36 protein-coding genes and 3 tRNA genes are annotated in these 22,361 nt (G+C 41.5%); 1 reads left to right on the top strand and 38 read right to left on the bottom strand.

Translation table 11 applies throughout. From position 1 onward, the window contains the following. Positions 1-6: 6 nt before the first annotated feature. The 9 genes from lpcA to DMB45_RS05495 form a co-directional block, all read right to left on the bottom strand. On the bottom strand, positions 7-579 hold the full coding sequence (gene lpcA / locus DMB45_RS05535; RefSeq protein ID WP_041505480.1) for a D-sedoheptulose 7-phosphate isomerase: 573 nt from the start codon (positions 577-579) through the stop codon (positions 7-9). A gap of 6 nt (positions 580-585) precedes the next feature. Continuing rightward, a complete protein-coding gene (locus tag DMB45_RS05530; RefSeq protein WP_041503045.1) occupies positions 586-1,539 on the bottom strand; it encodes a LysR substrate-binding domain-containing protein in 954 nt (317 codons plus the stop codon). A 10-nt stretch (positions 1,540-1,549) separates the two neighbouring features. Next, positions 1,550-2,689: a molecular chaperone DnaJ gene (gene dnaJ, locus DMB45_RS05525; protein ID WP_041503046.1), complete on the bottom strand. Its 1,140-nt coding sequence runs from the start codon at positions 2,687-2,689 to the stop codon at positions 1,550-1,552. Positions 2,690-2,768: 79 nt separating this feature from the next. Then, positions 2,769-3,344 carry a nucleotide exchange factor GrpE gene (locus tag DMB45_RS05520; RefSeq protein WP_041503047.1) on the bottom strand — a complete coding sequence of 192 codons (576 nt, stop codon included), beginning with the start codon at positions 3,342-3,344 and terminating at the stop codon, positions 2,769-2,771. Between the two features lie 222 nt (positions 3,345-3,566). Continuing rightward, the gene (gene radC, locus DMB45_RS05515; protein ID WP_041503048.1) at positions 3,567-4,262 is read right to left on the bottom strand and encodes a RadC family protein; all 696 of its coding nucleotides are present in this window, start codon (positions 4,260-4,262) and stop codon (positions 3,567-3,569) included. A gap of 143 nt (positions 4,263-4,405) precedes the next feature. After that, a complete protein-coding gene (gene rpsT / locus DMB45_RS05510; RefSeq protein ID WP_041503454.1) occupies positions 4,406-4,657 on the bottom strand; it encodes a 30S ribosomal protein S20 in 252 nt (83 codons plus the stop codon). Positions 4,658-4,686: 29 nt separating this feature from the next. Further along, a tRNA-Glu gene (locus DMB45_RS05505) sits at positions 4,687-4,758 on the bottom strand. A 21-nt stretch (positions 4,759-4,779) separates the two neighbouring features. Continuing rightward, a tRNA-Glu gene (locus DMB45_RS05500) sits at positions 4,780-4,851 on the bottom strand. 21 nt (positions 4,852-4,872) lie between these two features. Beyond that, positions 4,873-4,944 (bottom strand) — tRNA-Glu (locus tag DMB45_RS05495). Between the two features lie 276 nt (positions 4,945-5,220). Here DMB45_RS05495 and rsmI point away from each other — a divergent pair. Next, positions 5,221-5,928 carry a 16S rRNA (cytidine(1402)-2'-O)-methyltransferase gene (gene rsmI / locus DMB45_RS05490; protein ID WP_041503049.1) on the top strand — a complete coding sequence of 236 codons (708 nt, stop codon included), beginning with the start codon at positions 5,221-5,223 and terminating at the stop codon, positions 5,926-5,928. Positions 5,929-6,321: 393 nt separating this feature from the next. Here rsmI and DMB45_RS05485 read toward each other — a convergent pair whose 3' ends face one another. The 29 genes from DMB45_RS05485 to rplW all read right to left on the bottom strand — a co-directional run bounded on the left by DMB45_RS05485 (position 6,322) and on the right by rplW (position 22,360). After that, positions 6,322-6,972: an aquaporin gene (locus DMB45_RS05485; RefSeq protein ID WP_041503455.1), complete on the bottom strand. Its 651-nt coding sequence runs from the start codon at positions 6,970-6,972 to the stop codon at positions 6,322-6,324. 169 nt (positions 6,973-7,141) lie between these two features. After that, the gene (gene eno, locus DMB45_RS05480; protein WP_041503050.1) at positions 7,142-8,425 is read right to left on the bottom strand and encodes a phosphopyruvate hydratase; all 1,284 of its coding nucleotides are present in this window, start codon (positions 8,423-8,425) and stop codon (positions 7,142-7,144) included. A gap of 240 nt (positions 8,426-8,665) precedes the next feature. Then, on the bottom strand, positions 8,666-9,184 hold the full coding sequence (gene rplQ / locus DMB45_RS05475) for a 50S ribosomal protein L17 (RefSeq protein ID WP_041503051.1): 519 nt from the start codon (positions 9,182-9,184) through the stop codon (positions 8,666-8,668). 5 nt (positions 9,185-9,189) lie between these two features. Continuing rightward, positions 9,190-10,182 carry a DNA-directed RNA polymerase subunit alpha gene (locus tag DMB45_RS05470; protein WP_041503052.1) on the bottom strand — a complete coding sequence of 331 codons (993 nt, stop codon included), beginning with the start codon at positions 10,180-10,182 and terminating at the stop codon, positions 9,190-9,192. A gap of 16 nt (positions 10,183-10,198) precedes the next feature. Next, a complete protein-coding gene (gene rpsD, locus DMB45_RS05465; RefSeq protein WP_041503053.1) occupies positions 10,199-10,807 on the bottom strand; it encodes a 30S ribosomal protein S4 in 609 nt (202 codons plus the stop codon). A 40-nt stretch (positions 10,808-10,847) separates the two neighbouring features. Beyond that, positions 10,848-11,237, bottom strand: coding sequence for a 30S ribosomal protein S11 (gene rpsK, locus DMB45_RS05460; protein WP_041503054.1), 390 nt, complete (start codon positions 11,235-11,237; stop codon positions 10,848-10,850). Positions 11,238-11,255: 18 nt separating this feature from the next. Then, positions 11,256-11,633: a 30S ribosomal protein S13 gene (rpsM, locus tag DMB45_RS05455; RefSeq protein ID WP_041503055.1), complete on the bottom strand. Its 378-nt coding sequence runs from the start codon at positions 11,631-11,633 to the stop codon at positions 11,256-11,258. 33 nt (positions 11,634-11,666) lie between these two features. Next, complete coding sequence (gene ykgO / locus DMB45_RS05450) at positions 11,667-11,783, bottom strand: type B 50S ribosomal protein L36 (protein WP_072025884.1); 117 nt, start codon at positions 11,781-11,783, stop codon at positions 11,667-11,669. A gap of 11 nt (positions 11,784-11,794) precedes the next feature. Beyond that, positions 11,795-12,016, bottom strand: coding sequence for a translation initiation factor IF-1 (infA, locus tag DMB45_RS05445; protein ID WP_009137817.1), 222 nt, complete (start codon positions 12,014-12,016; stop codon positions 11,795-11,797). A gap of 86 nt (positions 12,017-12,102) precedes the next feature. Beyond that, complete coding sequence (map, locus tag DMB45_RS05440; RefSeq protein WP_110688541.1) at positions 12,103-12,858, bottom strand: type I methionyl aminopeptidase; 756 nt, start codon at positions 12,856-12,858, stop codon at positions 12,103-12,105. Between the two features lie 100 nt (positions 12,859-12,958). Continuing rightward, entirely contained in the window at positions 12,959-14,299 is a 1,341-nt protein-coding gene (gene secY, locus DMB45_RS05435) for a preprotein translocase subunit SecY (protein ID WP_041503057.1), read from the bottom strand. A 102-nt stretch (positions 14,300-14,401) separates the two neighbouring features. Beyond that, a complete protein-coding gene (rplO, locus tag DMB45_RS05430) occupies positions 14,402-14,848 on the bottom strand; it encodes a 50S ribosomal protein L15 (protein ID WP_041503456.1) in 447 nt (148 codons plus the stop codon). A 27-nt stretch (positions 14,849-14,875) separates the two neighbouring features. Continuing rightward, positions 14,876-15,058 carry a 50S ribosomal protein L30 gene (gene rpmD / locus DMB45_RS05425; RefSeq protein WP_041503058.1) on the bottom strand — a complete coding sequence of 61 codons (183 nt, stop codon included), beginning with the start codon at positions 15,056-15,058 and terminating at the stop codon, positions 14,876-14,878. Between the two features lie 11 nt (positions 15,059-15,069). Beyond that, a complete protein-coding gene (gene rpsE, locus DMB45_RS05420) occupies positions 15,070-15,579 on the bottom strand; it encodes a 30S ribosomal protein S5 (RefSeq protein ID WP_041503059.1) in 510 nt (169 codons plus the stop codon). A gap of 12 nt (positions 15,580-15,591) precedes the next feature. After that, on the bottom strand, positions 15,592-15,948 hold the full coding sequence (gene rplR, locus DMB45_RS05415; protein WP_041503060.1) for a 50S ribosomal protein L18: 357 nt from the start codon (positions 15,946-15,948) through the stop codon (positions 15,592-15,594). 22 nt (positions 15,949-15,970) lie between these two features. After that, positions 15,971-16,525, bottom strand: a complete 555-nt coding sequence (gene rplF, locus DMB45_RS05410) for a 50S ribosomal protein L6 (RefSeq protein WP_041503061.1) — start codon at positions 16,523-16,525, stop codon at positions 15,971-15,973. 15 nt (positions 16,526-16,540) lie between these two features. Continuing rightward, complete coding sequence (rpsH, locus tag DMB45_RS05405) at positions 16,541-16,936, bottom strand: 30S ribosomal protein S8 (RefSeq protein ID WP_110688540.1); 396 nt, start codon at positions 16,934-16,936, stop codon at positions 16,541-16,543. Between the two features lie 19 nt (positions 16,937-16,955). Beyond that, complete coding sequence (gene rpsN, locus DMB45_RS05400; protein WP_018337673.1) at positions 16,956-17,225, bottom strand: 30S ribosomal protein S14; 270 nt, start codon at positions 17,223-17,225, stop codon at positions 16,956-16,958. Between the two features lie 12 nt (positions 17,226-17,237). After that, positions 17,238-17,786: a 50S ribosomal protein L5 gene (rplE, locus tag DMB45_RS05395; protein WP_041503063.1), complete on the bottom strand. Its 549-nt coding sequence runs from the start codon at positions 17,784-17,786 to the stop codon at positions 17,238-17,240. Positions 17,787-17,995: 209 nt separating this feature from the next. After that, positions 17,996-18,352: a 50S ribosomal protein L24 gene (gene rplX, locus DMB45_RS05390; protein ID WP_041503064.1), complete on the bottom strand. Its 357-nt coding sequence runs from the start codon at positions 18,350-18,352 to the stop codon at positions 17,996-17,998. Between the two features lie 89 nt (positions 18,353-18,441). Beyond that, positions 18,442-18,807, bottom strand: a complete 366-nt coding sequence (gene rplN / locus DMB45_RS05385; RefSeq protein WP_041503065.1) for a 50S ribosomal protein L14 — start codon at positions 18,805-18,807, stop codon at positions 18,442-18,444. A gap of 2 nt (positions 18,808-18,809) precedes the next feature. Beyond that, positions 18,810-19,064 carry a 30S ribosomal protein S17 gene (rpsQ, locus tag DMB45_RS05380; protein ID WP_041503066.1) on the bottom strand — a complete coding sequence of 85 codons (255 nt, stop codon included), beginning with the start codon at positions 19,062-19,064 and terminating at the stop codon, positions 18,810-18,812. 6 nt (positions 19,065-19,070) lie between these two features. Next, positions 19,071-19,268, bottom strand: coding sequence for a 50S ribosomal protein L29 (gene rpmC, locus DMB45_RS05375; RefSeq protein WP_041503067.1), 198 nt, complete (start codon positions 19,266-19,268; stop codon positions 19,071-19,073). Positions 19,269-19,312: 44 nt separating this feature from the next. Further along, complete coding sequence (rplP, locus tag DMB45_RS05370; RefSeq protein ID WP_041503068.1) at positions 19,313-19,732, bottom strand: 50S ribosomal protein L16; 420 nt, start codon at positions 19,730-19,732, stop codon at positions 19,313-19,315. A gap of 28 nt (positions 19,733-19,760) precedes the next feature. After that, complete coding sequence (gene rpsC, locus DMB45_RS05365) at positions 19,761-20,489, bottom strand: 30S ribosomal protein S3 (RefSeq protein WP_041503069.1); 729 nt, start codon at positions 20,487-20,489, stop codon at positions 19,761-19,763. Between the two features lie 5 nt (positions 20,490-20,494). After that, a complete protein-coding gene (gene rplV / locus DMB45_RS05360) occupies positions 20,495-20,914 on the bottom strand; it encodes a 50S ribosomal protein L22 (protein ID WP_041503070.1) in 420 nt (139 codons plus the stop codon). Positions 20,915-20,950: 36 nt separating this feature from the next. Beyond that, the gene (gene rpsS, locus DMB45_RS05355; RefSeq protein ID WP_041503071.1) at positions 20,951-21,220 is read right to left on the bottom strand and encodes a 30S ribosomal protein S19; all 270 of its coding nucleotides are present in this window, start codon (positions 21,218-21,220) and stop codon (positions 20,951-20,953) included. A gap of 19 nt (positions 21,221-21,239) precedes the next feature. Next, positions 21,240-22,064, bottom strand: a complete 825-nt coding sequence (gene rplB / locus DMB45_RS05350; protein WP_041503072.1) for a 50S ribosomal protein L2 — start codon at positions 22,062-22,064, stop codon at positions 21,240-21,242. Between the two features lie 5 nt (positions 22,065-22,069). Continuing rightward, on the bottom strand, positions 22,070-22,360 hold the full coding sequence (rplW, locus tag DMB45_RS05345; RefSeq protein ID WP_041503073.1) for a 50S ribosomal protein L23: 291 nt from the start codon (positions 22,358-22,360) through the stop codon (positions 22,070-22,072). Between the last annotated feature and the right edge of the window lies 1 nt (position 22,361).

The raw sequence follows: 22,361 nt of genomic DNA, 5'->3' as shown, positions 1-22,361 counted from the left end.
ATTTTTTTATGAAAAAAGTTTATTCTCTATAAACTCGATCAAAATATGGATGATCTTAATATGAATTTCCTGTATTCGATCCGAATATCCATTCCAGGGAATACAAATATTCACATCGCACATTTCTTTCATTTTTCCCCCGTCTTTCCCTGTCAATCCGATAACCTTCATCCCTTTCTCCCTGGCCGCTTGAATAGCTTTAACTATATTCAACGAATTACCGGACGTACTTATCGCTAACAATACATCCCCTTTCATACCGTGAGCTTCCACGTAACGAGAAAAAACATATTCAAACCCAAAATCATTGGCGACGCATGTCAAATGAGAAGGATCTGCAATAGCTACTGCCGGCAATGCTCTACGATTTTCACGAAAACGACCGGTTAATTCTTCAGCAAAATGCATCGCATCACAGAGAGAACCTCCATTTCCACAACTCAACGCTTTTTTCCCCTCCCGTAAAGCACCGACAAGAATCTCCCCGGCCTTTTCAATTCGACATATATTCTCTTCATCCGCTACAAAATCAGCTAATAGCTGCCGGGCATCTTCAAAACTTTTTTCTATTCCATTCATCCTTTCTCAACTATTTATTTTTCTCCACTCAACAACCTCTCCACGGTCTTTTTTTAACATAATCGAAGGAACGACCTCTTTAATGTTTTCACAGAGCAAATCGATTAACTTTTGCTTCGCATAATGTCTTGAATAAATTACACTCACTTCTCTTAACGGAATACGTGTAGAAAAAGATCTCACCTGCCTTTTTTTCTTTTCGCTCATATCACGGATCGCCAATTCCGGAATCAAGGTAAACCCTCCCTCCTGATCGACAATCTTCATTAAGGTCTCCAATGAATTACTCTCAAACTCAAAAGGCAAATTCTTATGCTGAACAGCATTCATCTCGCATAAATTGATCACCTGATCCCTAAAACAATGCCCACTCCCTAACATCCATATCTCGGGTGTTGCTATATCCTTTACCTCCACGATCTCTTTCTTCAACAATTCATGTTCCGGATGAGCATAAATCATCATCTCTTCATAAAACACGGGACATTCGATAATTTTTTCATCCCCGTAAGGAGTCACGAAGATTCCCGCATCCAACGTATCACGCTTCAATCGATAAATAATCTCTTCGGAAACCAGCTCCTCCACCTCCACCTTTACCGCGGGATATTTACGAATATAATTACCAATAAAAATAGGTAATAAATAAGGAGCTAAGGTTGGAATTATTCCTATCTTCAACGAACCTGACACCTCCTCTTTCTCCTCGTTGATAATCTCCCTGATCCGTTGATTCGCCGCTAAAACGTCCCTCGCCTGATCGATCAATTTCTTTCCAATATCAGTTGGGACAACCGGTTGACGACTTCTGTCAAATATAATTACACCCAGATCCTCTTCTAATTTCTTTATCTGCATACTCAATGTCGGTTGAGTTACGAAACACTTATCCGCAGCCGTGGCGAAATGCCTGTACTCGTCAACCGCAACAATATATTCTAATTGAGTGAGTGTAATCATACTTTATATACTATTCAAAAAAATCTTTCACCTTGGAAAAGAAACTTTTCTTATCGCTGGCTCCCGGATGGAAACCCTCTCCTTCTTTCATCTTTTCCACCAATTTTTTGTCTTCTTTCGATAAATTTTTCGGAATCCACACGTTTACTTTAGCCAATAGATCGCCTTTACCGTATCCGTTGACATCGGGTAATCCTTTGCCGCGTAAACGTAAAATCTTACCAGGCTGGGTTCCCGGCTCAATTTTCACCTTCACCTTGCCGTCAACCGTCGGGATCTCGACCGTCTCCCCCAACACGACTTCCGGATAACCGACAAATACGTTATACAACAAATCATTGCCGTCACGCAACAAATCCGGATGCTCCTCCTCCTCTATCATCACGATCAAATCCCCGTTCACACCTCCCCGACGGGCAGCGTTCCCTCTACCTCCCAGGGACAATTGCATGCCGTCTGCCACTCCCGCGGGAATATTTATGGTGATTACTTCTTCAGACATCTGTACTCCTTCACCATTGCAATACGTACATTTATCGTTAATAATCTTCCCCTCTCCTTGACAAGTCGGACAAGTCGAAGTTGTCTGCATCGCTCCCAAAATAGTATTCTGTACCCGTGTTACCTGTCCGCTTCCCCCACAAGTGCTGCAAGTCGAAAAAGAGGTGCCATTTTTTGCTCCCGTTCCTTTACAATGCTCACAAGCCACGTACTTCTTTACCTTGATCTTTTTTTCTATACCGGTGGCAATCTCTTTTAGGCTCATCTTTACTCTCACCCGTAAATTGGTCCCCCGATTTACCCGACGAGCACTTCTTCCCCCTCCGCCGAAACCTCCGAAACCGCCAAAACTTCCGAAAATATCTCCGAAATGAGAAAATATATCGTCCATACTCATTCCGCCTCCGAAACCACCGGCCCCGCTTCCCATTCCCGCATGACCGAATTGATCGTACCGGCGTCTCTTCTCTTCGTTACTCAATACATCATAGGCTTCTGCAGCTTCCTTAAATTTCTCCTCGGCCTCTTTGTCCCCGGGATTTTTATCCGGATGGTATTGTAATGCTAATTTTCTATATGCCTTTTTTATCGCAGCAGCATCCGCATTTTTAGATACCCCCAACACTTCATAGTAATCTCTCTTTTCCATTTTAAATTTTAGATTTAAATTTTAGATTTAGCACACACCGTAAATCACTATAAATTTACAATTTACAATCTAAAATCAATTATTCTCCAACAACAACCTTCGCAAAACGAATTACCTTATCGTTCAACGTATATCCCTTTTCGATACAATCGATGACCTTACCTTTTTGCTCCTCCGTAGGTGCGGGAATAGTGGTCACAGCCTCGTGCAAATCCGTGTTGAAATCCACATTTTCTGTCTCAATCACCTTCACGCCATTTCGCATCAGAAAATCCTTAAAATTAGCATAAATCAAATCAACCCCCTCTTTTAAAGCACGAACATCCGTGGCCTTCTCCATGCTTGCCAAAGCCCTCTCGAAATTATCGACCACGGGTAATATTCCTGTTAACACCTGCTCTCCGGCCGTTTTCGTCAGCTCCATTCTCTCTTTTAAAGTCCTCTTACGGTAATTATCGAACTCTGCTGACAAACGAAGATATTTATCATTCATCTCCATCAGTTTCTGTCCCATCTCCTCCAATTGCTTTTCTTCCTTTTTACAAGACTTATCCTTCTTTTTTGAAGATTCTTCATGTCCCTCACCTTTTGATTCTGATACATGTTGAGCCCCAATCAACTCCTCTTCCTGTTTTCTTTTCTTCTCTTCCGACATATCTATAATTTTTTTAGTTCTATTCTTGTGATTTTTATTAATAAACAAAATCTTTGCCAATAACAGGGTATGCCACATTGACAATAACACGAAATGCCAACATGGCACAACTGTCAGACACAAAGGTAGAGATTTGCTCATTGACAGACAAATAAATACCGATCTCTTTTTTGTCCCGGATCATACAATAATCTTACCAAAACCTCCGTTTCAGCCTCTTATTTACAAAATACCGTAATCCGCAAAACTATAAAAACCATGAGAAGTAATAACCAAATGGTCCAATAAAATTATATCTAACGTATCCCCCGCTTTTCGAATCTTCCGGGTTAACTCTATATCCTGATTACTCGGTTCTATATTTCCGCTCGGGTGATTATGAGCAATGACAAAAGAACGGGCCTTCATCTCCAATGCTTTACGAAAAAGTATGCGCATGTCGACAAGAGTTCCTTCCATTCCTCCGGAAAACAAACGTTCACAAGATTTCACTCTACAACCTGTATTCAGAAAAATAACCCAAAACTCTTCATGATCCAAATCGCCTATACGAGGCTGAAGCAACTCGTAAATATCCCGGCTGGAAACAAGTGTCATCACATCAGTTTTTCCGACAAGCCCTCTTCTTCGACCAAGCTCGAAAGCCGCAATTACAGAAGCCGCTTTAGCAACACCTATCCCTTTATAAACATTCATAAAATCACGAACGCCAAGCCGGGCAACAACATTCAAATCATTATTATGGTCTGAAAGGATCCTGCGTGCCAAATCCAAAGCAGATTCCCCGTCGCTCCCGGAACGCAGCAAAATCGCCAGCAGTTCATTTGTTGAAAGAGCCGAAACCCCTTTAGATAAAAGTTTCTCACGAGGTTTATCGTCTTCTGCCCATGAAGATATTGGAATATACTTACCATCCATACCCGATCAATTTTAGATATGGTAAGTTAATCCATTTCAAGAAATAAAAAAAATCCTGAGACGGAAATCTCAAGATCAGACAAATAAAGAAACGAAGGTAACGGGAAATCCGTTACCTCAATATCTTAAAACGAAATAGAAGATTATAGTTTATTCACGTGCAAAGCCAACTTGGATTTCAAGTTTGCAGCTTTATTCTTGTGGATAATATTTTTTTTCGCTAATTTATCCAACATAGCCACAACCTTCGGAAACAAATCCAGAGCAGTTTCTTTTTCATTCAATGCACGCAATTTTCTAACAGCATTTCTCGCAGTTTTTGCATAATAACGATTGTGCAATCTTCTTTTCTGAGTCTGCCTTATTCTTTTCTCTGATGATTGATGATTTGCCATCTCTTCAAATAAATTTAATTCAACTTTCGTAGTCCGTACGGGAATCGAACCCGTGTTACAAGAATGAAAATCTTGCGTCCTAGCCCCTAGACGAACGGACCATCGTAATAATCCTAAAATTGTAGTCCGTACGGGAATCGAACCCGTGTTACAAGAATGAAAATCTTGCGTCCTAGCCCCTAGACGAACGGACCATTATAATAATCCTAAAATTGTAGTCCGTACGGGAATCGAACCCGTGTTACAAGAATGAGAATCTTGCGTCCTAGCCCCTAGACGAACGGACCATCGTTTGCCTTTAGCGGATGCAAATATACGGCAATTTTCATTCCTACCAAAAAAATCCTTGCATATTTTTCCATCCCCAGACAATTTTCACTAAAAACAAAACATAAAAACATATATACCAATATTTTACGCGATCAAGAACCTTAAAATCCATCTAAATAACCCTCCGTTCGAAATATCCGACTAATACATTTTAGTCTTTATGCAACCGCTTTTCAAATAAATACCTTACTTTTGTTTTCCAATCGATTGAGGTTAATTTTACAAATATCCATATGGCCAAACTTTACCTGATCCCTACCCCCGTGGGTAATCTCGAAGATATCACGCTAAGAGCTTTAAGACTTTTAAAAGAGGTTTCCGTCATTTTGGCGGAAGATACTCGAACTTCCGCAAAACTTTTAAAACATTATGATATCAACACGCCACTACTCTCGCATCACAAGTTCAACGAACACCAGCAAGTGAAAAGAGTAGCGGAACGGATCCAACGGGGAGAAGATATAGCTCTCATTAGCGATGCCGGAACTCCGGGGATTTCCGATCCCGGCTTTTTACTGGTACGTACCTGTGTGGAACAAGGCATAGAAACAGAGTGTCTGCCAGGAGCAACGGCCTTGATTCCGGCCTTGGTCAATTCAGGTTTTCCCTGCGATCGCTTTTGTTTTGAAGGCTTTTTACCTCAAAAAAAGGGACGATTGAAAAAATTAACCCAGATGGCAGAGGAAGAAAGAACAATGATATTTTACGAATCCCCTTTCCGTATCGTCAAAGCTTTGGAACAAATGGCCGAATTATTCGGAGAGGATCGAAAAGCATGCGTTGCAAGAGAGATCAGTAAATTACACGAAGATTTTCAACGGGGAACCCTTAGAGAGCTGATCGAACATTTTACCGAAACAGGAGTAAAGGGAGAAATTGTATTAATCGTGGAAGGAAAACCCAAAAAAGAAAATACGGGAAACGACATAGAAGAAGAATAAATACATACAAATTAATACATTAAAACCTATAACGTCAGAAATCCGACATCGTAAATCTCCTTTAATCTATAATCGTCAATCTAAAATCTACAATCGTTACGGGCTAACCCTCCGGGACTCGCTACGCTCGAACAATCCGTCGTCCGGACGTTCCGAAAATCGAACACGTACACTCGCCGTTCACTATTTATGCCCCCTCGTTTTATCTTTTTCCTTTTTTATTTATAGTTTACAGATTAGATAGCACTTGGGTAGCACTTGGGGACGGGGGTAAAGTGCTATCTTTTGATTTATAATCACGGTTTAGATTGAGTCTCCAGTCCCGCCATCCTTAAATCATCAATCTAAAATCCGAAATCGTAAATCTCTTTAATCTCTTAATCACTAAATCATTTAATCACTTGTTTTTCCCAAATATTTCCATAACCCGGCAGCACAAACAGCTCCCAAAAAAGGAGCGACGATAAACAGCCAAAGTTGCGACAAGGCCTCGCCTCCCGCAAAAACAGCAGGAGCAATGCTTCTGGCAGGATTAACGGAAGTCCCCGTCACCGGGATACAAACAATATGAATCAAAACCAACGCCAAGCCGATTGCCAAACCGGCAAAACCCACAGGAGCACCCTTGCCGGTAGAACCAAGTACAATTACAATAAAGATAAAGGTAAATACCAGTTCCGCCACAAAAGCGGGAAGAACATCTCCGTCCGCGTATACATTAGCCCCGGTTCCTTCTAACCCCATTTCGGAAGAGATCATATAAAGAATCGCGGAACCCATAAAAGCCCCTATGACCTGGAACAACATATACATGCCCGCGTCTCTACCGCCCATCCTCCCGGATAACCACACTCCTAAAGTTATGGCAGGATTGATATGGCACCCGGATATGCTCCCGATAGTATATGCCATAGCCAAAACAGACAAACCAAACGCGAAAGCGATACCCAAGAAACCTATTTCACTACCGGCGATAACAGCGCTGCCACACCCCATGAGGACGAGAACCATCGTTCCAATCATCTCTGCCACATATTTTTTCATACCTTCCTTGTTTAAATTCCAGAAATTAAATCCCCCGAAAGTTATAATAAAATCTTTTAAAAAGACCGTTTTGTTAAAAAATATCTTTATAGGCAAATAAACGATAGAAATATCCAAAATAAAAGCCGTTCGAAAAATGACGAACGGCTCTCTCGCGTATAAATTATACTTACTTACTAAATTTACGACCGTAGAATTTAGCGTTATTTCCTAACTCTTCTTCTATACGAAGTAATTGATTGTATTTGGCCATACGATCGGAACGACTTAAAGAACCCGTTTTTATCTGACCGGAATTCGTTGCCACGGCGATATCCGCAATCGTAGCATCCTCAGTCTCCCCTGAACGATGAGACGTTACTGTCGTATACCCGGCACGCTGAGCCATTTCTATCGCATCCAACGTCTCTGTCAATGTTCCGATCTGGTTTACTTTGATAAGAATGGAATTAGCACATCCCAATTCGATTCCTTTTTTCAAGTATTGTACGTTCGTAACGAAAAGGTCATCCCCCACCAATTGGCAACGATCACCTATACGCTTTGTCAACAATTGCCAACCGTCCCAATCATTCTCGCTCATACCATCTTCAATGGAATCAATCGGGTATTTCGTAATCAATTCCTCCAGGTAAGCGGCTTGCTGTTCTGAATTCCTCTTGGCACCCTGAGGCCCTTCAAATTTAGAATAATCATATATACCGTCTTTGTAAAACTCGGAAGAAGCACAATCCAAACCGATCATAACATCTTCTCCCGGCTTATAACCCGCGGCCTTAATAGCACTAATGATAGACTCCAAAGCATCTTCCGTTCCTTTTAAAGCGGGAGCGAAACCTCCTTCGTCACCGACAGCCGTACTCAGGTTCCGGTCGTGCAATACTTTTTTCAAACTATGGAAAACTTCAGCTCCCATCCGCAATGCTTCCCGGAAAGAATCTGCCCCAACCGGACGGATCATAAACTCCTGAAAAGCAATCGGAGCATCTGAATGAGAACCTCCGTTAATAATATTCATCATCGGCACAGGCAAAACCTTAGCATTCACTCCTCCCAAATAACGATACAAAGGCATCTCCAAAGCATTGGCAGCAGCTTTAGCACAGGCTAAAGAAACCCCTAATAATGCATTGGCACCTAAATTACTTTTAGTCGGGGTTCCGTCTAACTCGATCAAAACACGATCTATTTCCACCTGATCCAGTACACTCATGCCCAATAAAGCATCGGCAATCACCGTGTTCACGTTATTTACGGCCTTGGTAACACCTTTCCCTCCGTAACGTTTCTTATCTCCATCCCGCAACTCCAATGCTTCATTTTCTCCCGTAGAGGCTCCGGAGGGCACTGCAGCACGTCCCATAGCTCCACATTCTAACATAACATCCACTTCTACCGTGGGGTTTCCTCTTGAATCTAAGATTTCTCTTCCTACAACTTCCGTAATATACATCTCTTGTGCTTTTTAAGTTCATAATAAATTAGGGATACTAAGATACGAAAAACAAAAGAAATAACCTGCATTACTTCTTACAAATTGTTTCTAATCTAACAAACAAAGAAAATACCCGAGAAAGACGTCTCCTTCGACCTGTCCTATCTCTTTTTCGAAAGTACCTATGGCCCATCTGTCCTGAAATAATAAAAAAGCCGCCTTTCGCGGCGGCTTTTATATTTCGAAGTAAAAATTTACTTACTCGGCTTTAGGAGTCTCCTCCGCAGGAGCTTCTTCCGCTTTAGGAGCCTCAACGGCAACCTCAGCTTTGGGAGCCTCTTCCTTTTTCGTCGTACTTCTACGACGGCGAGTGGTTGTTTTCTTCACCTCTTCTTTCTTCACCTCCGTGTAAGTGGTGTTATAATCAACTAACTCGATAATACACATTTCAGAATTATCACCGATACGGTTAGCACCCAATTTCAAAATACGGGTATAACCTCCCGGACGATTAGCTATCTTCTGAGCCACATCCCCGAATAATTCGGACACTACTTCTTTTTGACGAAGGTAGGAGAATGTCATTCGGCGAGAGTGAGTCGTATCGTTCTTGCTCTTTGTCAAAAGCGGCTCAACATACATCTTAAGGGCTTTAGCTTTAGCTACTGTCGTTTTAATTCTCTTGTGAAGAATCAAAGAACAAGCCATATTAGAAAGTAGTGCTTTTCTGTGAGCACTCGTTCTACTTAAGTGGTTAAATTTCTTTTTATGTCTCATTTTACTTATTCTTTGTCTAATTTATACTTGGCAACATCCATTCCGAACTCGAGGTTATTGTTCTCAAGCAAAGCTTCCAATTCAGTCAAAGATTTCTTTCCGAAGTTTCTGAACTTCAACAAATCGTTCTTATTGAATTGAACCAACTCACCCAAAGTCTCTACCTCAGCTGACTTCAAACAATTCAAGGCACGAACAGAAAGATCCATGTCCACTAATTTTGTCTTCAGCAACTGACGCATGTGCAATACCTCTTCATCAAACTCTTCATTTCCATACTTGTCTTCGGTTTCCAGAGTAATCTTTTCATCCGAGAATAACATGAAGTGATGAATTAGAATTTTTGCTGCCTCTTTCAACGCATCTGTCGGATTAATCGAACCATCGGTTTCAATCTCGAAAAGGAGACGTTCGTAGTCGGTCTTTCCTTCTACACGATAATTCTCAATCTCGTATTTTACGTTCCGGATAGGCGTGTATATAGCATCGATCGGAATAAATCCGATTTCAACCTCCGCCGGCATATTTTCAGCAGAAGGAACATATCCCCGTCCTTTCTGTATGGTAATCTCCATTTCCAACGTGGTCGAAGAGTCCATATTGCAGATTACAAGTCCCGGATTCAAGATCTCAAACCCAGACAGGAATTGGTTCATATCACCGGCAGTAAACGTCTCTTGTCCAGAAACGACAACGGTCAGCTTCTCATTCTCCACGTCCTCCACTTTTCTTTTAAACCGAACCTGTTTCAAATTCAAGATGATCTCGGTTACATCCTCGATAACTCCGGGAATTGTAGCGAATTCGTGTTCTACACCGTGAATTTTAATACCGGTAATCGCATAGCCTTCCAAAGAAGACAACAAGATTCTGCGTAGTGGATTACCAATAGTGATACCGTAACCAGGCTCCAAAGGACGGAATTCGAATTTTCCGAATTTATCCGTTGATTCGAGCATGATCACTTTGTCCGGTTTCTGGAAAGCTAATATTGCCATATATATTTTTATTTTACTACTTAGAATATAATTCTACGATTAACTGCTCTTTGATGTTCTCTGGAATGTCCGTTCTTTCCGGAACGTTGAGAAGTTTACCGCTCATAGAAGCAGCATCCCACTCCAACCAAGAATACTTACTGGTCTTTGAACCTCTTAAAGATTCATTGATCACCTCCAAAGATTTGGATTTCTCTCTCACACCTACGATATCTCCCGGGCGTACGTGGCAAGAAGGAATATTACATACCTTGCCGTTAATCACGATATGTCTGTGCGATACATACTGACGGGCAGCGGCGCGGGTAGGAGCGATACCTAAACGGTACACGACATTGTCCAAACGGCACTCCAACAATTGAAGCAATACCTCACCGGTAATACCCTTACTGCTCTCGGCTTTTTCAAACAAAATACGGAATTGCTTTTCCAACAATCCATAAGTATATTTTGCTTTTTGTTTCTCCTTTAGCTGCATTCCATACTCGGAGATTTTCTTTCTACGATGAGCCAAACCGTGTTGTCCAGGAGGATAGTTTCTACGTTCCAACGCTTTATCCGGTCCGAAAATGGGCTCACCAAATTTTCTTGCTATCTTAGACTTAGGTCCTGTATATCTAGCCATTTTATTCTGTATTTTAAAATTCTTAGATTAAGCTCCACGCTTATACTCTACGTCTTTTAGGAGGACGACATCCATTGTGCGGAAGCGGGGTAACATCGATAATTTCAGCCACTTCTATTCCACAAGCGTGGATAGCGCGAATAGCCGATTCACGACCATTACCTGGTCCCTTTACGTAAACTTTCACTTTTCTCATACCCAAATCAAAAGCAACCTTCCCACAATCGGTAGCTGCTGTTTGAGCCGCGTATGGAGTGTTTTTCTTCGATCCTCTAAAACCCATCTTACCCGCGGATGACCAAGAGATCACCTGACCGTTGGAATTGGTCAAAGAAATAATGATGTTATTAAAAGACGAATGAACGTGCGCTTGTCCCACGGCTTCTACTTTAACTAGCCGTTTCTTGTTTGATGTAGACTTCTTTGCCATAATTCAATCTCAATTCAATTATTTAGTTGCTTTTTTCTTATTCGCAACAGTTTTCTTCTTACCCTTTCTCGTACGGGCATTATTCTTCGTACTTTGTCCTCTGACCGGAAGACCGATACGATGCCTGATTCCGCGATAACAACCGATGTCCATCAGTCGTTTAATGTTCATCTGGACTGAAGTTCTCAATTCTCCTTCTACCTTGTACTCACCATTGATGACTTTACGTACAGCAGCTAATTGATCGTCATTCCAATCCTTCACCTTAGTGTCAAAATCGATGCCCGCCTTTTCAAGTATGGTCCGGGCACTACTTCTACCTATTCCGAAGATATAGGTTAGAGCTATTTCTCCTCTTTTGTTCGAGGGTAAATCTACACCAACGATTCTTGCCATAAATTTCTTTACTCTTTTTACTTAAATTAATAATCAACCCTGACGTTGTTTAAACTTCGGGTTCTTTTTGCAAATGACGTACAAAACGCCTTTTCTCCTGACAATCTTGCAATCAGCACTACGCTTTTTTACAGATGCTCTTACCTTCATGGTTCAACAATTTAATTTTTATATCTGAATGTTATCCTACCTTTCGTGAGATCATACGGAGACATGTCCACCCGTACCCTATCTCCCGGAAGTATTTTTATATAGTGCATCCGCATCTTCCCGGAGATATGGGCCGTTATAATATGCCCGTTTTCCAGTTCAACACGAAACATAGCATTTGACAATGCTTCCGTTATTACTCCATCCTGCTCTATTGAAGGCTGTTTCGCCATAATTTAATTTTAGATGTTAGATTTTAGATCTTAAATTAAACCTTTTATCTTCTAATTTACAATCCAAAATTTACAATTTACAATTTCTATATATACTCAAACGTCGACAAAATATCAGCACTTCCTTTACCCACCGCAACGGTATGTTCAAAATGTGCTGAGGGCATATGATCTCTGGTTCGAATCGTCCAACCATCGGACAGCTGATAAACATAACGTTTCCCCATATTTATCATCGGTTCAATGGCTATAACCATTCCCGTCGTCAACTTGCACCCCTGTCCCCTTCTTCCAAAATTTGGCACTTGGGGCTCTTCATGCAAATTTCGGCCAACCCCGTGTCCGACTAACTCTCTCACGACAGTAAAACCGTTCGCTTCCGCGTGAGATTGTACGGCATACCCGATATCGCCTATACGCATTCCAGATATTGCCTGCTCCATTCCCTTGTACAAACACTCCTGAGTCACCCTCAAAAGTTTATCGACCTCTTCACTGACTTTTCCCACGGCAAAAGAATAAGCACTATCACCATAAAAACCATTCTTTACGACCCCACAATCGACGGAAACGATATCACCCTCTTTTAGACATCGAGAAGATGGAATTCCGTGAACAACTTCATCATTTATCGATATACAAAGCGTATTAGGAAACCCTCCATATCCAAGAAAACCGGGAACCCCACCATTTGAACGGATGCAATCTTCCGCGATCTTATCCAATTCCAACGTTGAAATTCCAGGACGTATATATTTAGATACCTCTCCTAAAGCCCTTCCAACCAAACGGTTACTTTCCCGTAATAGCTCGATTTCCTCCTGTGTCTTAAAAAAAATCATGCCGCAAAAGTAATACTTTTTAATTGAAAACGGAAAATTGAAAATGGAAAATTAATATACAATCTTCTTCATTTTCAATTCCCTATTCCTTTACTTTCAATTAATAAGCAGCAGGACCGCCCGGATTCTTACCTTTAATACGTCCCGATTTCATCAACCCGTCATAATGACGCATCAACAAATGAGATTCGATCTGCTGTAACGTATCCAATACGACACCGACCAAAATCAGCAAGGATGTACCGCCATAGAACTGCGCAAATTGATGATTTACTCCGGAAATTTGAGCAAATGCAGGCAAAATAGCTACAATCCCAAGGAATATAGAACCGGGAAGAGTGATTCTCGACATAATCGTATCAAGGAACTCCATTGTTTTCCTTCCCGGTTTCACACCAGGAATAAAACCGCCGTTCTTTTTCATATCTTCAGACATCTGCATCGGATTCACCGTGATAGCCGTGTAAAAATAAGTAAACGCTACGATCATCACGAAGAATACTCCATTATACCAGAAACCGGTAAAATTGGACATGGCCGAAGCAAAACCGGATAAAGACTCTGAATTAGCATAGTTGATCAAAGAGATAGGCAAAAGCATAATTGCCTGAGCAAAAATGATAGGCATAACTCCGGCAGCATTGATCTTCAACGGGATATATTGACGTACACCACCGTATTGCTTATTACCCACGATACGTTTAGCATACTGTACAGGCACTTTACGCGTACCTTGTACTAACATAATCGTCCCGCAGAATACCAAGAAAAGAAGTATCAACTCGATTAACAAAGCGACTAAACCGCCACCTTGCTGCGTCACCCGAGAGGTTAACTCCGCAAAAAAAGCGAAGGGCAAACGAGCGATAATACCGATCATGATAATGATAGAGACACCATTACCAATACCTTTATCCGTTATTCTTTCACCTAACCATAGAACGAACATAGATCCCGCGGCCATAATAACTATGGACGAAATCTTAAAGAAAGCACCTGTTAACACAAAAGCCTCGGCAGGCACTTGAGCATATAAGTTGGTAAGATACGCTGAACCTTGCAAAACAAGGATAACTAAGGTCAAATACCGGGTAATCTGGTTTATTTTACGCCGACCGCTCTCACCTTCCTTTTGCAAACGTTGAAAATAAGGAACAGCGATTCCCAATAATTGCACGACGATTGACGCTGAGATATACGGCATAATTCCCAATGCAAAAACCGATGCATTAGAGAACGCTCCTCCAGAGAACATATCCAATAATCCCAGAACACCACTTTGTGTCTGTGCCTTCAACGCATTCAACATGTGAGGGTCGATACCCGGCAGTACCACCTCAGTTCCTAATCTATAAACGAGAATGAGCCCAAGCGTAGTCAAAATTCTAGTCTTGAGTTCCTCGATTTTCCAAATGTTCTTTAATGTATCAAATAACTTCATAAGTTCTTCCTTTTAAGGCATTCAATCTGGGATTTTGTTAAAGTTGCTTCAAAAATAGTAAATCTATTCTAAAAACAACTTTAAACTCCCAAATTTTTAATCTTACAATTCAACTACCGTACCGCCGGCAGCCTCGATAGCAGCTTTTGCTTTCTCCGAGAACTTGTCAGCTTTTACTTCCAATTTGGCAGTCAATACTCCATCACCTAACACCTTAAGAAGTTCGTTCTTAGACATTAAATTAGCTTTGATCAAGTATTCCCTATCGATCACAGTAAGATTATCTCTTTCTGCCAAAGCCTGAAGCATACCAACATTGATAGCTTTATATTCTACTCTGTTTATATTTTTAAAGCCAAACTTAGGCACACGTCTCTGCAAAGGCATCTGTCCTCCCTCAAAACCGATCTTGTTTTTATAACCGGATCTTGATTTAGCACCTTTATGTCCTCTTGTAGAAGTACCTCCTTTTCCCGAACCTTGTCCGCGACCAATTCTCTTTGTATTGTGAGTTGATCCGACTGCCGGTTTTAAGTTACTTAAATCCATTTTATTATCATTAAAATAGTTTGACAATCACTTTACCTCTTCCACGCGGAGAAGATGTTTTACTTTCGCAACCATACCCAAGATCTGAGGAGTAGCCTCGTGTTCCACGCTACTGTTCATCTTCCCCAATCCCAGAGAATCTAACGTTCTAACTTGACGTTTATCGCTGCCGATTTTACTTTTTACCAATGTAATTTTAATCCTTGCCATCGTCATTCAAATTAACCGTTAAACACTTTATCGAGATTGACTCCTCTTTGTTGAGCTACCATTCGGGCGTCTCTTAACTCTTTCAACGCGGCAAAAGTAGCCTTGACCAAGTTATGCGGGTTGGAAGAACCTTTACATTTAGCCAACACATCTTTTACCCCGGCACTCTCCAGCACGGCACGCATAGCACCTCCCGCCACAAGACCGGTACCGGAAGAAGCAGGACGCATAAACACCTCGGCTCCGCCGAATTTAGCCTCTTGAGCGTGAGGAATCGTTCCTTTATACACGGGAACCTTTACCAAATTCTTTTTAGCAGCCTCTATTCCTTTAGAGATAGCCGTCGTGACTTCATTGGCCTTACCTAATCCATAACCAACTACACCATTCTCATTGCCCACTACAACAATAGCAGAGAAACTAAAGGTTCTACCTCCTTTGGTAACCTTGGTTACACGGTTGATAGCAACTAATCTGTCTTTCAATTCCAAGTCAGACGTATTATTTATCTTCTGTTCCATTCTTGCTTACGATTAAAAGTTAAGACCACCGTTACGAGCCGCATCTGCTAATGCCTTTACTCTTCCGTGATATAAATATCCGTTTCTATCAAACACCACGTTCTCGATTCCGGCTGCTTTCGCTTTTTCGGCAATCATGGCACCCAAAAGTTGAGCCTGTTCGATTTTGGTGATTTTCTTCTCTGCAATCTCCTTACAAAGAGAGGAGGCCGATACTAATGTCTTGGCGACATTGTCATCAATCAACTGAACAGAGATCTGCGCGTTGGAACGGAAAACCGTCATCCGGGGTCTCTCTGCTGTTCCGAAGACTACTTTACGTATTCTTCTTTTTATTCTTATTCTTCTTTCTACCTTCGTTAAAGCCATAACATTACTTTTTTACAGGTGATTAAACTTTAGCCGACTTACCAGCCTTACGACGAAGAACTTCACCCACAAATTTAATACCTTTACCCTTGTAAGGCTCCGGTTTACGGAATGAACGAATTTTCGCCGCAACCTGACCGATAAGTTGCTTATCACAACTCTCCAATGTAATAATCGGATTAGACCGCTTTTCAGCAAGTACACTCACCTTAACTTCTTTCGGTAACACCAAGAATATTCCATGTGAATAACCTAATCCAAGTTCAAGTACCTGACCTTCGGCGTTCGCACGGTAACCGACTCCGACCAACTCTTGTTTAATCGTGTACCCTTCTGAAACACCAACAACCATATTATGTACCAAAGCACGGTAAAGACCATGCTGTGCCTTATGACTTTTATCTTCGGTGTGACGTTCCAAAGTCACCTGATTCTCTCCCACGTTTACGGTAATATCGGTTCCTACATTTTGAGAAAGCTCTCCTTTCGGACCTTTAACAATCACCGTGTTGTCCGGGTTTACCGTAACGGTAACCCCTTGTGGTATATCTATTGGTAATTTTCCTATTCGTGACATCTTAAGCCCTTTCTATTAATAAACATAACACAATACTTCCCCGCCTACATTTTTTTGGCGAGCCTCTTTATCCGTCATTATTCCTAATGAAGTAGATAAAATCGCGATTCCCAATCCGTTCAATACCTGAGGCATTTCCTCCACGTTGGTATAACGTCTAAGACCCGGTTTTGAAACACGTGTCAATGCTTTAATGGCGGGCATCTTCGTTTTCGGGTGATACTTTAAAGCAATCTTGATGTTGCTTCTTACGCCATCCTGCTCAAACTTGTAGTTCAGGATATATCCTTTCTCTTTCAAAATCTTGGTCATCTCCCGTTTCATTTTAGATCCGGGGATATCTACTACCTTATGACCTGCTCTTACTGCATTTCTAATGCGCGTAAGGAAATCTGCTATTGGATCTGTCATCTCTTCTAAATTTTAAAATTTACCAACTAGCCTTCTTAACTCCAGGTATAAGTCCGGCAGAAGCCATCTCCCGGAACTGAATCCGGCTTATACCAAATTGTCTCATGTACCCTCTCGGTCTTCCCGTCAACTTGCATCTGTTATGCAAACGAACGCGACTGGAGTTCTTAGGTAGAAGGCTCAATCCAACGTAGTCTCCTTCCTCTTTTAATTTGGCTCGCTTTGCGGCGTACTTTTCTACCAATTTTGCACGCTTTACCTCACGGGCCTTCATTGATTCTTTTGCCATTTCGCTTTTCTTTTAATTCTTTTTAAATGGTAATCCAAACTCTCTTAGAAGTGCAAAACCTTCTTCGTCGGTATTAGCCGAAGTTACAAACGTGATATTCATACCCATGATCTTGTGGACATTGTCCAGCACGATTTCCGGAAATATGATTTGCTCTTCTATTCCTAAAGTATAGTTTCCTCTTCCGTCCAACTTATTGTTGATTCCTTTGAAATCGCGAATACGCGGAAGGGCGGAAACAATAAGTCTTTCCAAAAATTCATACATACGTTCTTTACGTAAAGTCACTCTCACGCCGATCGGCATGCCTTTACGCAATTTAAAATTAGAAACATCCTTGGTTGACTTACAAGTAACCGGTTTCTGACCGGTTATCGCCGTTAACTCGTTCACGGAAAACTCAAGAATTTTCTTATCCTGAATGGATGCTCCTACGCCCTGATTGATTACTATCTTCTCCAATCTGGGTGCTTGCATAACTGACTTGTATCCGAACTCTTTCATCAAAGCCGGTACAATTTCTTCGTTATACTTCTTTTTGTAATTTGGTACGTAATTCATCTAAATATTTATGATTTTCGATTCGTCGTTTTATCATTAACACTCCACAAGTCGAAATTCCGCAAAATTTCAAGGTTGCAAAGATATAATTTAAAATCAGAAATCCATAGTTAATTTATAATTTTTGATTTACGATCAAACATTCCGTTTATCGTAAACCAAAAATTAAAATTTCAAATCTGGACATCGCCTCCCGGCAATCCTTACAATTATTTCAATTCGGTTCCGGATTTCTTCGCGTAACGAACAGATCTCATCTTCGTTACCTTCTTTCCGTCCTTTACAATCTCCACCTCTACCCGTTTTCTTCCGACACGCGTCGGCTTTCCGGTAGTAGGATCAACCACGTTCAAGTTTGAAATATGGATCGGAGCTTCTTTTTTCACGATTCCACCTTGTGGATGAGCGGCATTGGGTTTCGTATGCTTGCTGATCATATTGATTCCCTCAACAATGGCTCTCTCTTTCCCCGGATCCACTTCAAGTACCTTGCCCTGCTTTCCTTTATCTTCGCCGGCATTTACCTGAACTAAATCACCTTTTTTTATATGAAATTTTCTATTCATCACCTATAAAATTTTAGATTTCAGATTTTAGATTTCAGATAAAGCAACTAACTACCAATCGTAAATCTAAAATCATAAATCGTAAATAATTAAAGTACTTCCGGGGCCAACGAAACAATTTTCGTATAACCTTCACGAACTTCTCTGGCTACAGGTCCGAAAATACGGGTTCCTCTCATTTCACCCGCGTTATTCAACAACACGCAAGCGTTGTCATCAAAGCGGATATAAGATCCGTCCGGACGTCTGTATTCCTTGCTTACACGAACTACTACTGCCTTACTAACTGAACCTTTTTTTACTTCACCGTTCGGGAGTGCGTTCTTCACGGCAACAACGATTTTATCGCCTACGCGTGCGTATCTTTTCTTGGTTCCTCCAAGTACGCGAATACAAAGCACTTCTTTGGCACCGCTGTTGTCTGCTACGGTCAATCTACTTTCCTGTTGTATCATGATTACTTAGCTCTTTCAATGATTTCAACTAATCTCCATCTCTTGGTTTTACTCAAGGGACGAGTTTCCATAATTCTCACTGTATCGCCGATGTTACATTCATTCTTTTCATCGTGAGCAGTGAATTTCTTGGTCTTGCTGACAAACTTCCCGTAAATCGGGTGTTTCTCTTTGAAGCGAACGGCAACAGTGATAGATTTCTCCATCTTGTTACTTACGACAAGACCGACACGCTCTTTTCTAAGATTTCTTTCCATACTTTATTACTTTACCGTTAATTCTCGCTTACGCAATTCCGTTAACATTCTTGCGATATCTCTTCTGACTGCCCGAATTTGCATCGGATTTTCCAAAGGAGAAACAACATGGTTCATCGTCATTTTAGTCAGATTGGTTCTCTCTGCCAAAATTCTCTCTTTCAGGTCTTCGGTGGTTAACTCTCTAATTTCTGAATTTTTCATCTCACTAACAATTTTTTGTTTTGAAACTTAAAATAGCCTCTCGACTATTCCGTATAATCACGTCTAACCACGAACTTAGTAGCGATGGGTAGCTTCTGGGCTGCTAAACGCAAAGCCTCCTTAGCTATCGCATACGGTACTCCGTCCGCTTCAAAGAGAATACGACCTGGAGTAACAGGAGCAACGAATCCTTCTGGAGATCCCTTACCTTTACCCATACGAACCTCAGCGGGTTTTTTAGTAATAGGTTTATCTGGAAATATACGTATCCATATTTGACCTTGTCTCTGCATGTAACGTGTCACTGCAACACGGGCTGCTTCAATCTGACGTTGTTCGATCCACGTACTTTCCAACGCCTTAATTCCGAAAGATCCGAATGCCAGTTCATGTCCCCTCTGGGCATTCCCCTTCATTCTACCTTTCTGCGATCTTCTGTATTTAGTCCTTTTTGGCTGTAACATAGCTCTAATCTATTTATAAGTTAAAAGACTACTTTTTTCTTTTCTTGAATCCACCCTTTTTGCCGGCTCCAGCGTTCGGACGACCGCCATCTTTCGGGGCACTAATCAACGAGTTCGGAACAAGCTCGCGCTTGCCGTAAACTTCTCCTTTACAGATCCAAACCTTGATACCCAATTGGCCATATGTAGTCAATGCTTCGGCCTGGGCGTAATCAATATCTGCCCGGAAAGTGTGTAATGGAATTCTACCTTCCTTGTAGATCTCAGCTCTTGCCATTTCCGCACCGTTCAAACGACCTGAAATCAGGATCTTGATACCCTCCGCTCCCATTCTCATGGTTGAAGCGATAGCCATCTTGATGGCTCTGCGGTAAGCGACACGACCTTCCAGCTGACGAGCTATGTTATTACCCACGATCACCGCATCCAATTCAGGACGTTTGATCTCGAAGATATTAATTTGAACTTCTTTATCTGTGATCTTCTTCAGCTCCTCTTTCAATTTGTCCACTTCTTGACCGCCTTTACCGATGATGATACCCGGACGCGCGGTGTTAATGGTAATCGTGATCAGCTTCAGAGTTCTCTCGATAACAATCTTGGCGATTCCAGCTTTGGCGAGACGGGCGTTCAAATACTTTCTGATTTTGTAATCTTCCACCAATTTATCACCATAGTTTTTACCGCCGAACCAGTTAGAATCCCATCCTCTGATGATTCCTAATCTATTGCTTATTGGATTAACTTTCTGTCCCATGCTAACTATTCTTTAGTAATGTTTTCAACAGCTGTCTTGCTTCCCAGCACGATCGTCACGTGATTTGAACGTTTACGAATCCGATGTGCTCTTCCTTGAGGAGCCGGTCTTAATCTTTTCAACATACCAGCACCGTCAACGAAAATCTCTTGTACAAACAGGGAAGCATCGTCCACGCGTTTTCCCTCGTTTTTCTGTTCCCAGTTCGCAATTGCTGAAAGCAGGAGCTTCTCCACTTTACGAGCAGCTTCTTTCGGACAAAACTTAAGCATATCCAAAGCTTTCTGTACCTCTACCCCACGCACTAAATCCGCTACCAATCTCATTTTCTGAGGAGATGTAGGACAGTCGCGAAGAATAGCAAAAGCCTTCTCTTTTCTGGCTTCTTTATTCTGATTTGCTCTTAATCTTTTTCTTGCACCCATTTTAATACATCTTCATTAGTTCAACTTAACCACGCTTTATTTTTTCTTCTTGTCAGCATGGCCTCTAAATGTACGTGTCGGCGCAAACTCACCCAGCTTATGACCTACCATATTCTCAGTCACGTATACCGGAATAAATTTATTACCGTTATGTACAGCGATAGTATGCCCTACAAAGTCCGGAGAGATCATGGAATAACGAGCCCAAGTCTTAATAACTGACTTCTTATTGGTCTCATTCATTACCAAAATTTTTCTCTCTAATTTGAAATCTATAAAAGGGCCTTTTTTTAACGAACGACTCATAACATCAATAATTAATCAGTTATTTCTTTCTTCTTTCTACAATATACTTATTAGAAAGCTTCTTCGGCGCTCTGGTCTTGTATCCCTTAGCCAACAAGCCTTTTCTTGAACGAGGATGTCCTCCTGAAGCGCGGCCTTCACCACCACCCATCGGGTGATCAACCGGGTTCATTACAACACCCCTTACACGTGGTCTGCGACCTAACCAACGGGTACGACCGGCTTTACCTGAACGCTCCAACGCGTGGTCGGAATTGGATACCGTACCCACAGTAGCGCGACAGGTTAACAAAATCATACGAACCTCGCCGGAAGGTAACTTAATTGAAGCATATTTTCCTTCCCTTGCAACCAATTGAGCGTAAGAACCGGCACTACGGGCCATCACGGCTCCCTGTTGCGGTCTTAACTCGATGTTATGAATAATTGTACCAAGTGGGATCTCAGATAAGAACAACGAATTTCCTACCTCGGGCGCCACGCCAGCACCGCTCATCACGGTCTGATCTACTTGCAAGCCCGCGGGAGCTATAATATAACGTTTTTCTCCATCGGCATATACTAACAAAGCGATATGAGCGGTACGATTCGGATCATACTCGATCGTAGCTACACGCGCCGGAATATTATCCTTGTCACGCTTAAAATCTATCTCTCTGTATCTTTGTTTATGACCTCCACCTATATATCTCATTGTCATCTTACCGGAGTTATTACGTCCACCGGTCTTTTTCATCGGTCTTAACAATGATTTCTCAGGTCTATCTGTAGTCACCTGATCAAAGGTAATTCCTACCTTATGTCTTTGACCAGGAGTCACAGGATTAAATTTTCTTACAGCCATCTCAATTAAATATTGCTAAAAAAATCAATACTATCACCTTCTGCTAAAGTCACAATTGCTTTCTTAAATGAAGCGGTCCTACCGGAAATAACACCTGCTTTTGTATAGCGAGATTTTACATCTCCCTGATAAATCATGGTGTTTACCTCTTTCACGGTAACCCCGTACATTTTTTCAATTGCCTTTTTTATCTCAAACTTGTTCGCTGCCTTGTCAACAACGAAAGCGACTCTGTTCTGTTTGTCAGTCAAAGCAGTCATCTTTTCTGACAATATGGGCTTCTTTATTATTTCCATC

This window comes from Sanguibacteroides justesenii (genome assembly GCF_003204205.1).
GTDB classification, from domain to species: domain Bacteria; phylum Bacteroidota; class Bacteroidia; order Bacteroidales; family Marinifilaceae; genus Gabonibacter; species Gabonibacter massiliensis.
The sequence above is the reverse complement of the archived record's forward strand: the minus strand, read 5'-3'. Positions and strand labels throughout refer to the sequence as shown.

Bases quoted from the DNA above. Each gene is read 5' to 3' on its own strand.
- rplQ (WP_041503051.1), bottom strand. From the start codon at position 9,184: ATGAGACATAAAAAGAAATTTAACCACTTAAGTAGAACGAGTGCTCAC.
- DMB45_RS05485 (WP_041503455.1), bottom strand. From the start codon at position 6,972: ATGAAAAAATATGTGGCAGAGATGATTGGAACGATGGTTCTCGTCCTC.
- dnaJ (WP_041503046.1), bottom strand. From the start codon at position 2,689: ATGGAAAAGAGAGATTACTATGAAGTGTTGGGGGTATCTAAAAATGCG.
- rpsN (WP_018337673.1), bottom strand. From the start codon at position 17,225: ATGGCAAAAGAATCAATGAAGGCCCGTGAGGTAAAGCGTGCAAAATTG.
- ykgO (WP_072025884.1), bottom strand. From the start codon at position 11,783: ATGAAGGTAAGAGCATCTGTAAAAAAGCGTAGTGCTGATTGCAAGATT.
- rpsQ (WP_041503066.1), bottom strand. From the start codon at position 19,064: ATGGAAAGAAATCTTAGAAAAGAGCGTGTCGGTCTTGTCGTAAGTAAC.
- eno (WP_041503050.1), bottom strand. From the start codon at position 8,425: ATGTATATTACGGAAGTTGTAGGAAGAGAAATCTTAGATTCAAGAGGA.
- rplE (WP_041503063.1), bottom strand. From the start codon at position 17,786: ATGAATTACGTACCAAATTACAAAAAGAAGTATAACGAAGAAATTGTA.
- rplN (WP_041503065.1), bottom strand. From the start codon at position 18,807: ATGATACAACAGGAAAGTAGATTGACCGTAGCAGACAACAGCGGTGCC.
- secY (WP_041503057.1), bottom strand. From the start codon at position 14,299: ATGAAGTTATTTGATACATTAAAGAACATTTGGAAAATCGAGGAACTC.
- rplX (WP_041503064.1), bottom strand. From the start codon at position 18,352: ATGAATAGAAAATTTCATATAAAAAAAGGTGATTTAGTTCAGGTAAAT.
- rplF (WP_041503061.1), bottom strand. From the start codon at position 16,525: ATGTCACGAATAGGAAAATTACCAATAGATATACCACAAGGGGTTACC.
- map (WP_110688541.1), bottom strand. From the start codon at position 12,858: ATGATTTTTTTTAAGACACAGGAGGAAATCGAGCTATTACGGGAAAGT.
- rplR (WP_041503060.1), bottom strand. From the start codon at position 15,948: ATGGCTTTAACGAAGGTAGAAAGAAGAATAAGAATAAAAAGAAGAATA.
- rpsK (WP_041503054.1), bottom strand. From the start codon at position 11,237: ATGGCAAAGAAGTCTACATCAAACAAGAAACGGCTAGTTAAAGTAGAA.
- lpcA (WP_041505480.1), bottom strand. From the start codon at position 579: ATGAATGGAATAGAAAAAAGTTTTGAAGATGCCCGGCAGCTATTAGCT.
- rplB (WP_041503072.1), bottom strand. From the start codon at position 22,064: ATGGCTGTAAGAAAATTTAATCCTGTGACTCCTGGTCAAAGACATAAG.
- DMB45_RS05520 (WP_041503047.1), bottom strand. From the start codon at position 3,344: ATGTCGGAAGAGAAGAAAAGAAAACAGGAAGAGGAGTTGATTGGGGCT.
- rpmD (WP_041503058.1), bottom strand. From the start codon at position 15,058: ATGGCAAGGATTAAAATTACATTGGTAAAAAGTAAAATCGGCAGCGAT.
- infA (WP_009137817.1), bottom strand. From the start codon at position 12,016: ATGGCGAAACAGCCTTCAATAGAGCAGGATGGAGTAATAACGGAAGCA.
- rsmI (WP_041503049.1), top strand. From the start codon at position 5,221: ATGGCCAAACTTTACCTGATCCCTACCCCCGTGGGTAATCTCGAAGAT.
- rplV (WP_041503070.1), bottom strand. From the start codon at position 20,914: ATGGGTGCAAGAAAAAGATTAAGAGCAAATCAGAATAAAGAAGCCAGA.
- rpsC (WP_041503069.1), bottom strand. From the start codon at position 20,489: ATGGGACAGAAAGTTAATCCAATAAGCAATAGATTAGGAATCATCAGA.
- DMB45_RS05470 (WP_041503052.1), bottom strand. From the start codon at position 10,182: ATGGCAATATTAGCTTTCCAGAAACCGGACAAAGTGATCATGCTCGAA.
- rplW (WP_041503073.1), bottom strand. From the start codon at position 22,360: ATGGAAATAATAAAGAAGCCCATATTGTCAGAAAAGATGACTGCTTTG.
- rpsM (WP_041503055.1), bottom strand. From the start codon at position 11,633: ATGGCAAGAATCGTTGGTGTAGATTTACCCTCGAACAAAAGAGGAGAA.
- rpsE (WP_041503059.1), bottom strand. From the start codon at position 15,579: ATGGAACAGAAGATAAATAATACGTCTGACTTGGAATTGAAAGACAGA.
- rpsS (WP_041503071.1), bottom strand. From the start codon at position 21,220: ATGAGTCGTTCGTTAAAAAAAGGCCCTTTTATAGATTTCAAATTAGAG.
- rpsD (WP_041503053.1), bottom strand. From the start codon at position 10,807: ATGGCTAGATATACAGGACCTAAGTCTAAGATAGCAAGAAAATTTGGT.
- rpmC (WP_041503067.1), bottom strand. From the start codon at position 19,268: ATGAAAAATTCAGAAATTAGAGAGTTAACCACCGAAGACCTGAAAGAG.
- rpsT (WP_041503454.1), bottom strand. From the start codon at position 4,657: ATGGCAAATCATCAATCATCAGAGAAAAGAATAAGGCAGACTCAGAAA.
- DMB45_RS05530 (WP_041503045.1), bottom strand. From the start codon at position 1,539: ATGATTACACTCACTCAATTAGAATATATTGTTGCGGTTGACGAGTAC.
- radC (WP_041503048.1), bottom strand. From the start codon at position 4,262: ATGGATGGTAAGTATATTCCAATATCTTCATGGGCAGAAGACGATAAA.
- rplP (WP_041503068.1), bottom strand. From the start codon at position 19,732: ATGTTACAGCCAAAAAGGACTAAATACAGAAGATCGCAGAAAGGTAGA.
- rpsH (WP_110688540.1), bottom strand. From the start codon at position 16,936: ATGACAGATCCAATAGCAGATTTCCTTACGCGCATTAGAAATGCAGTA.
- rplO (WP_041503456.1), bottom strand. From the start codon at position 14,848: ATGGATTTAAGTAACTTAAAACCGGCAGTCGGATCAACTCACAATACA.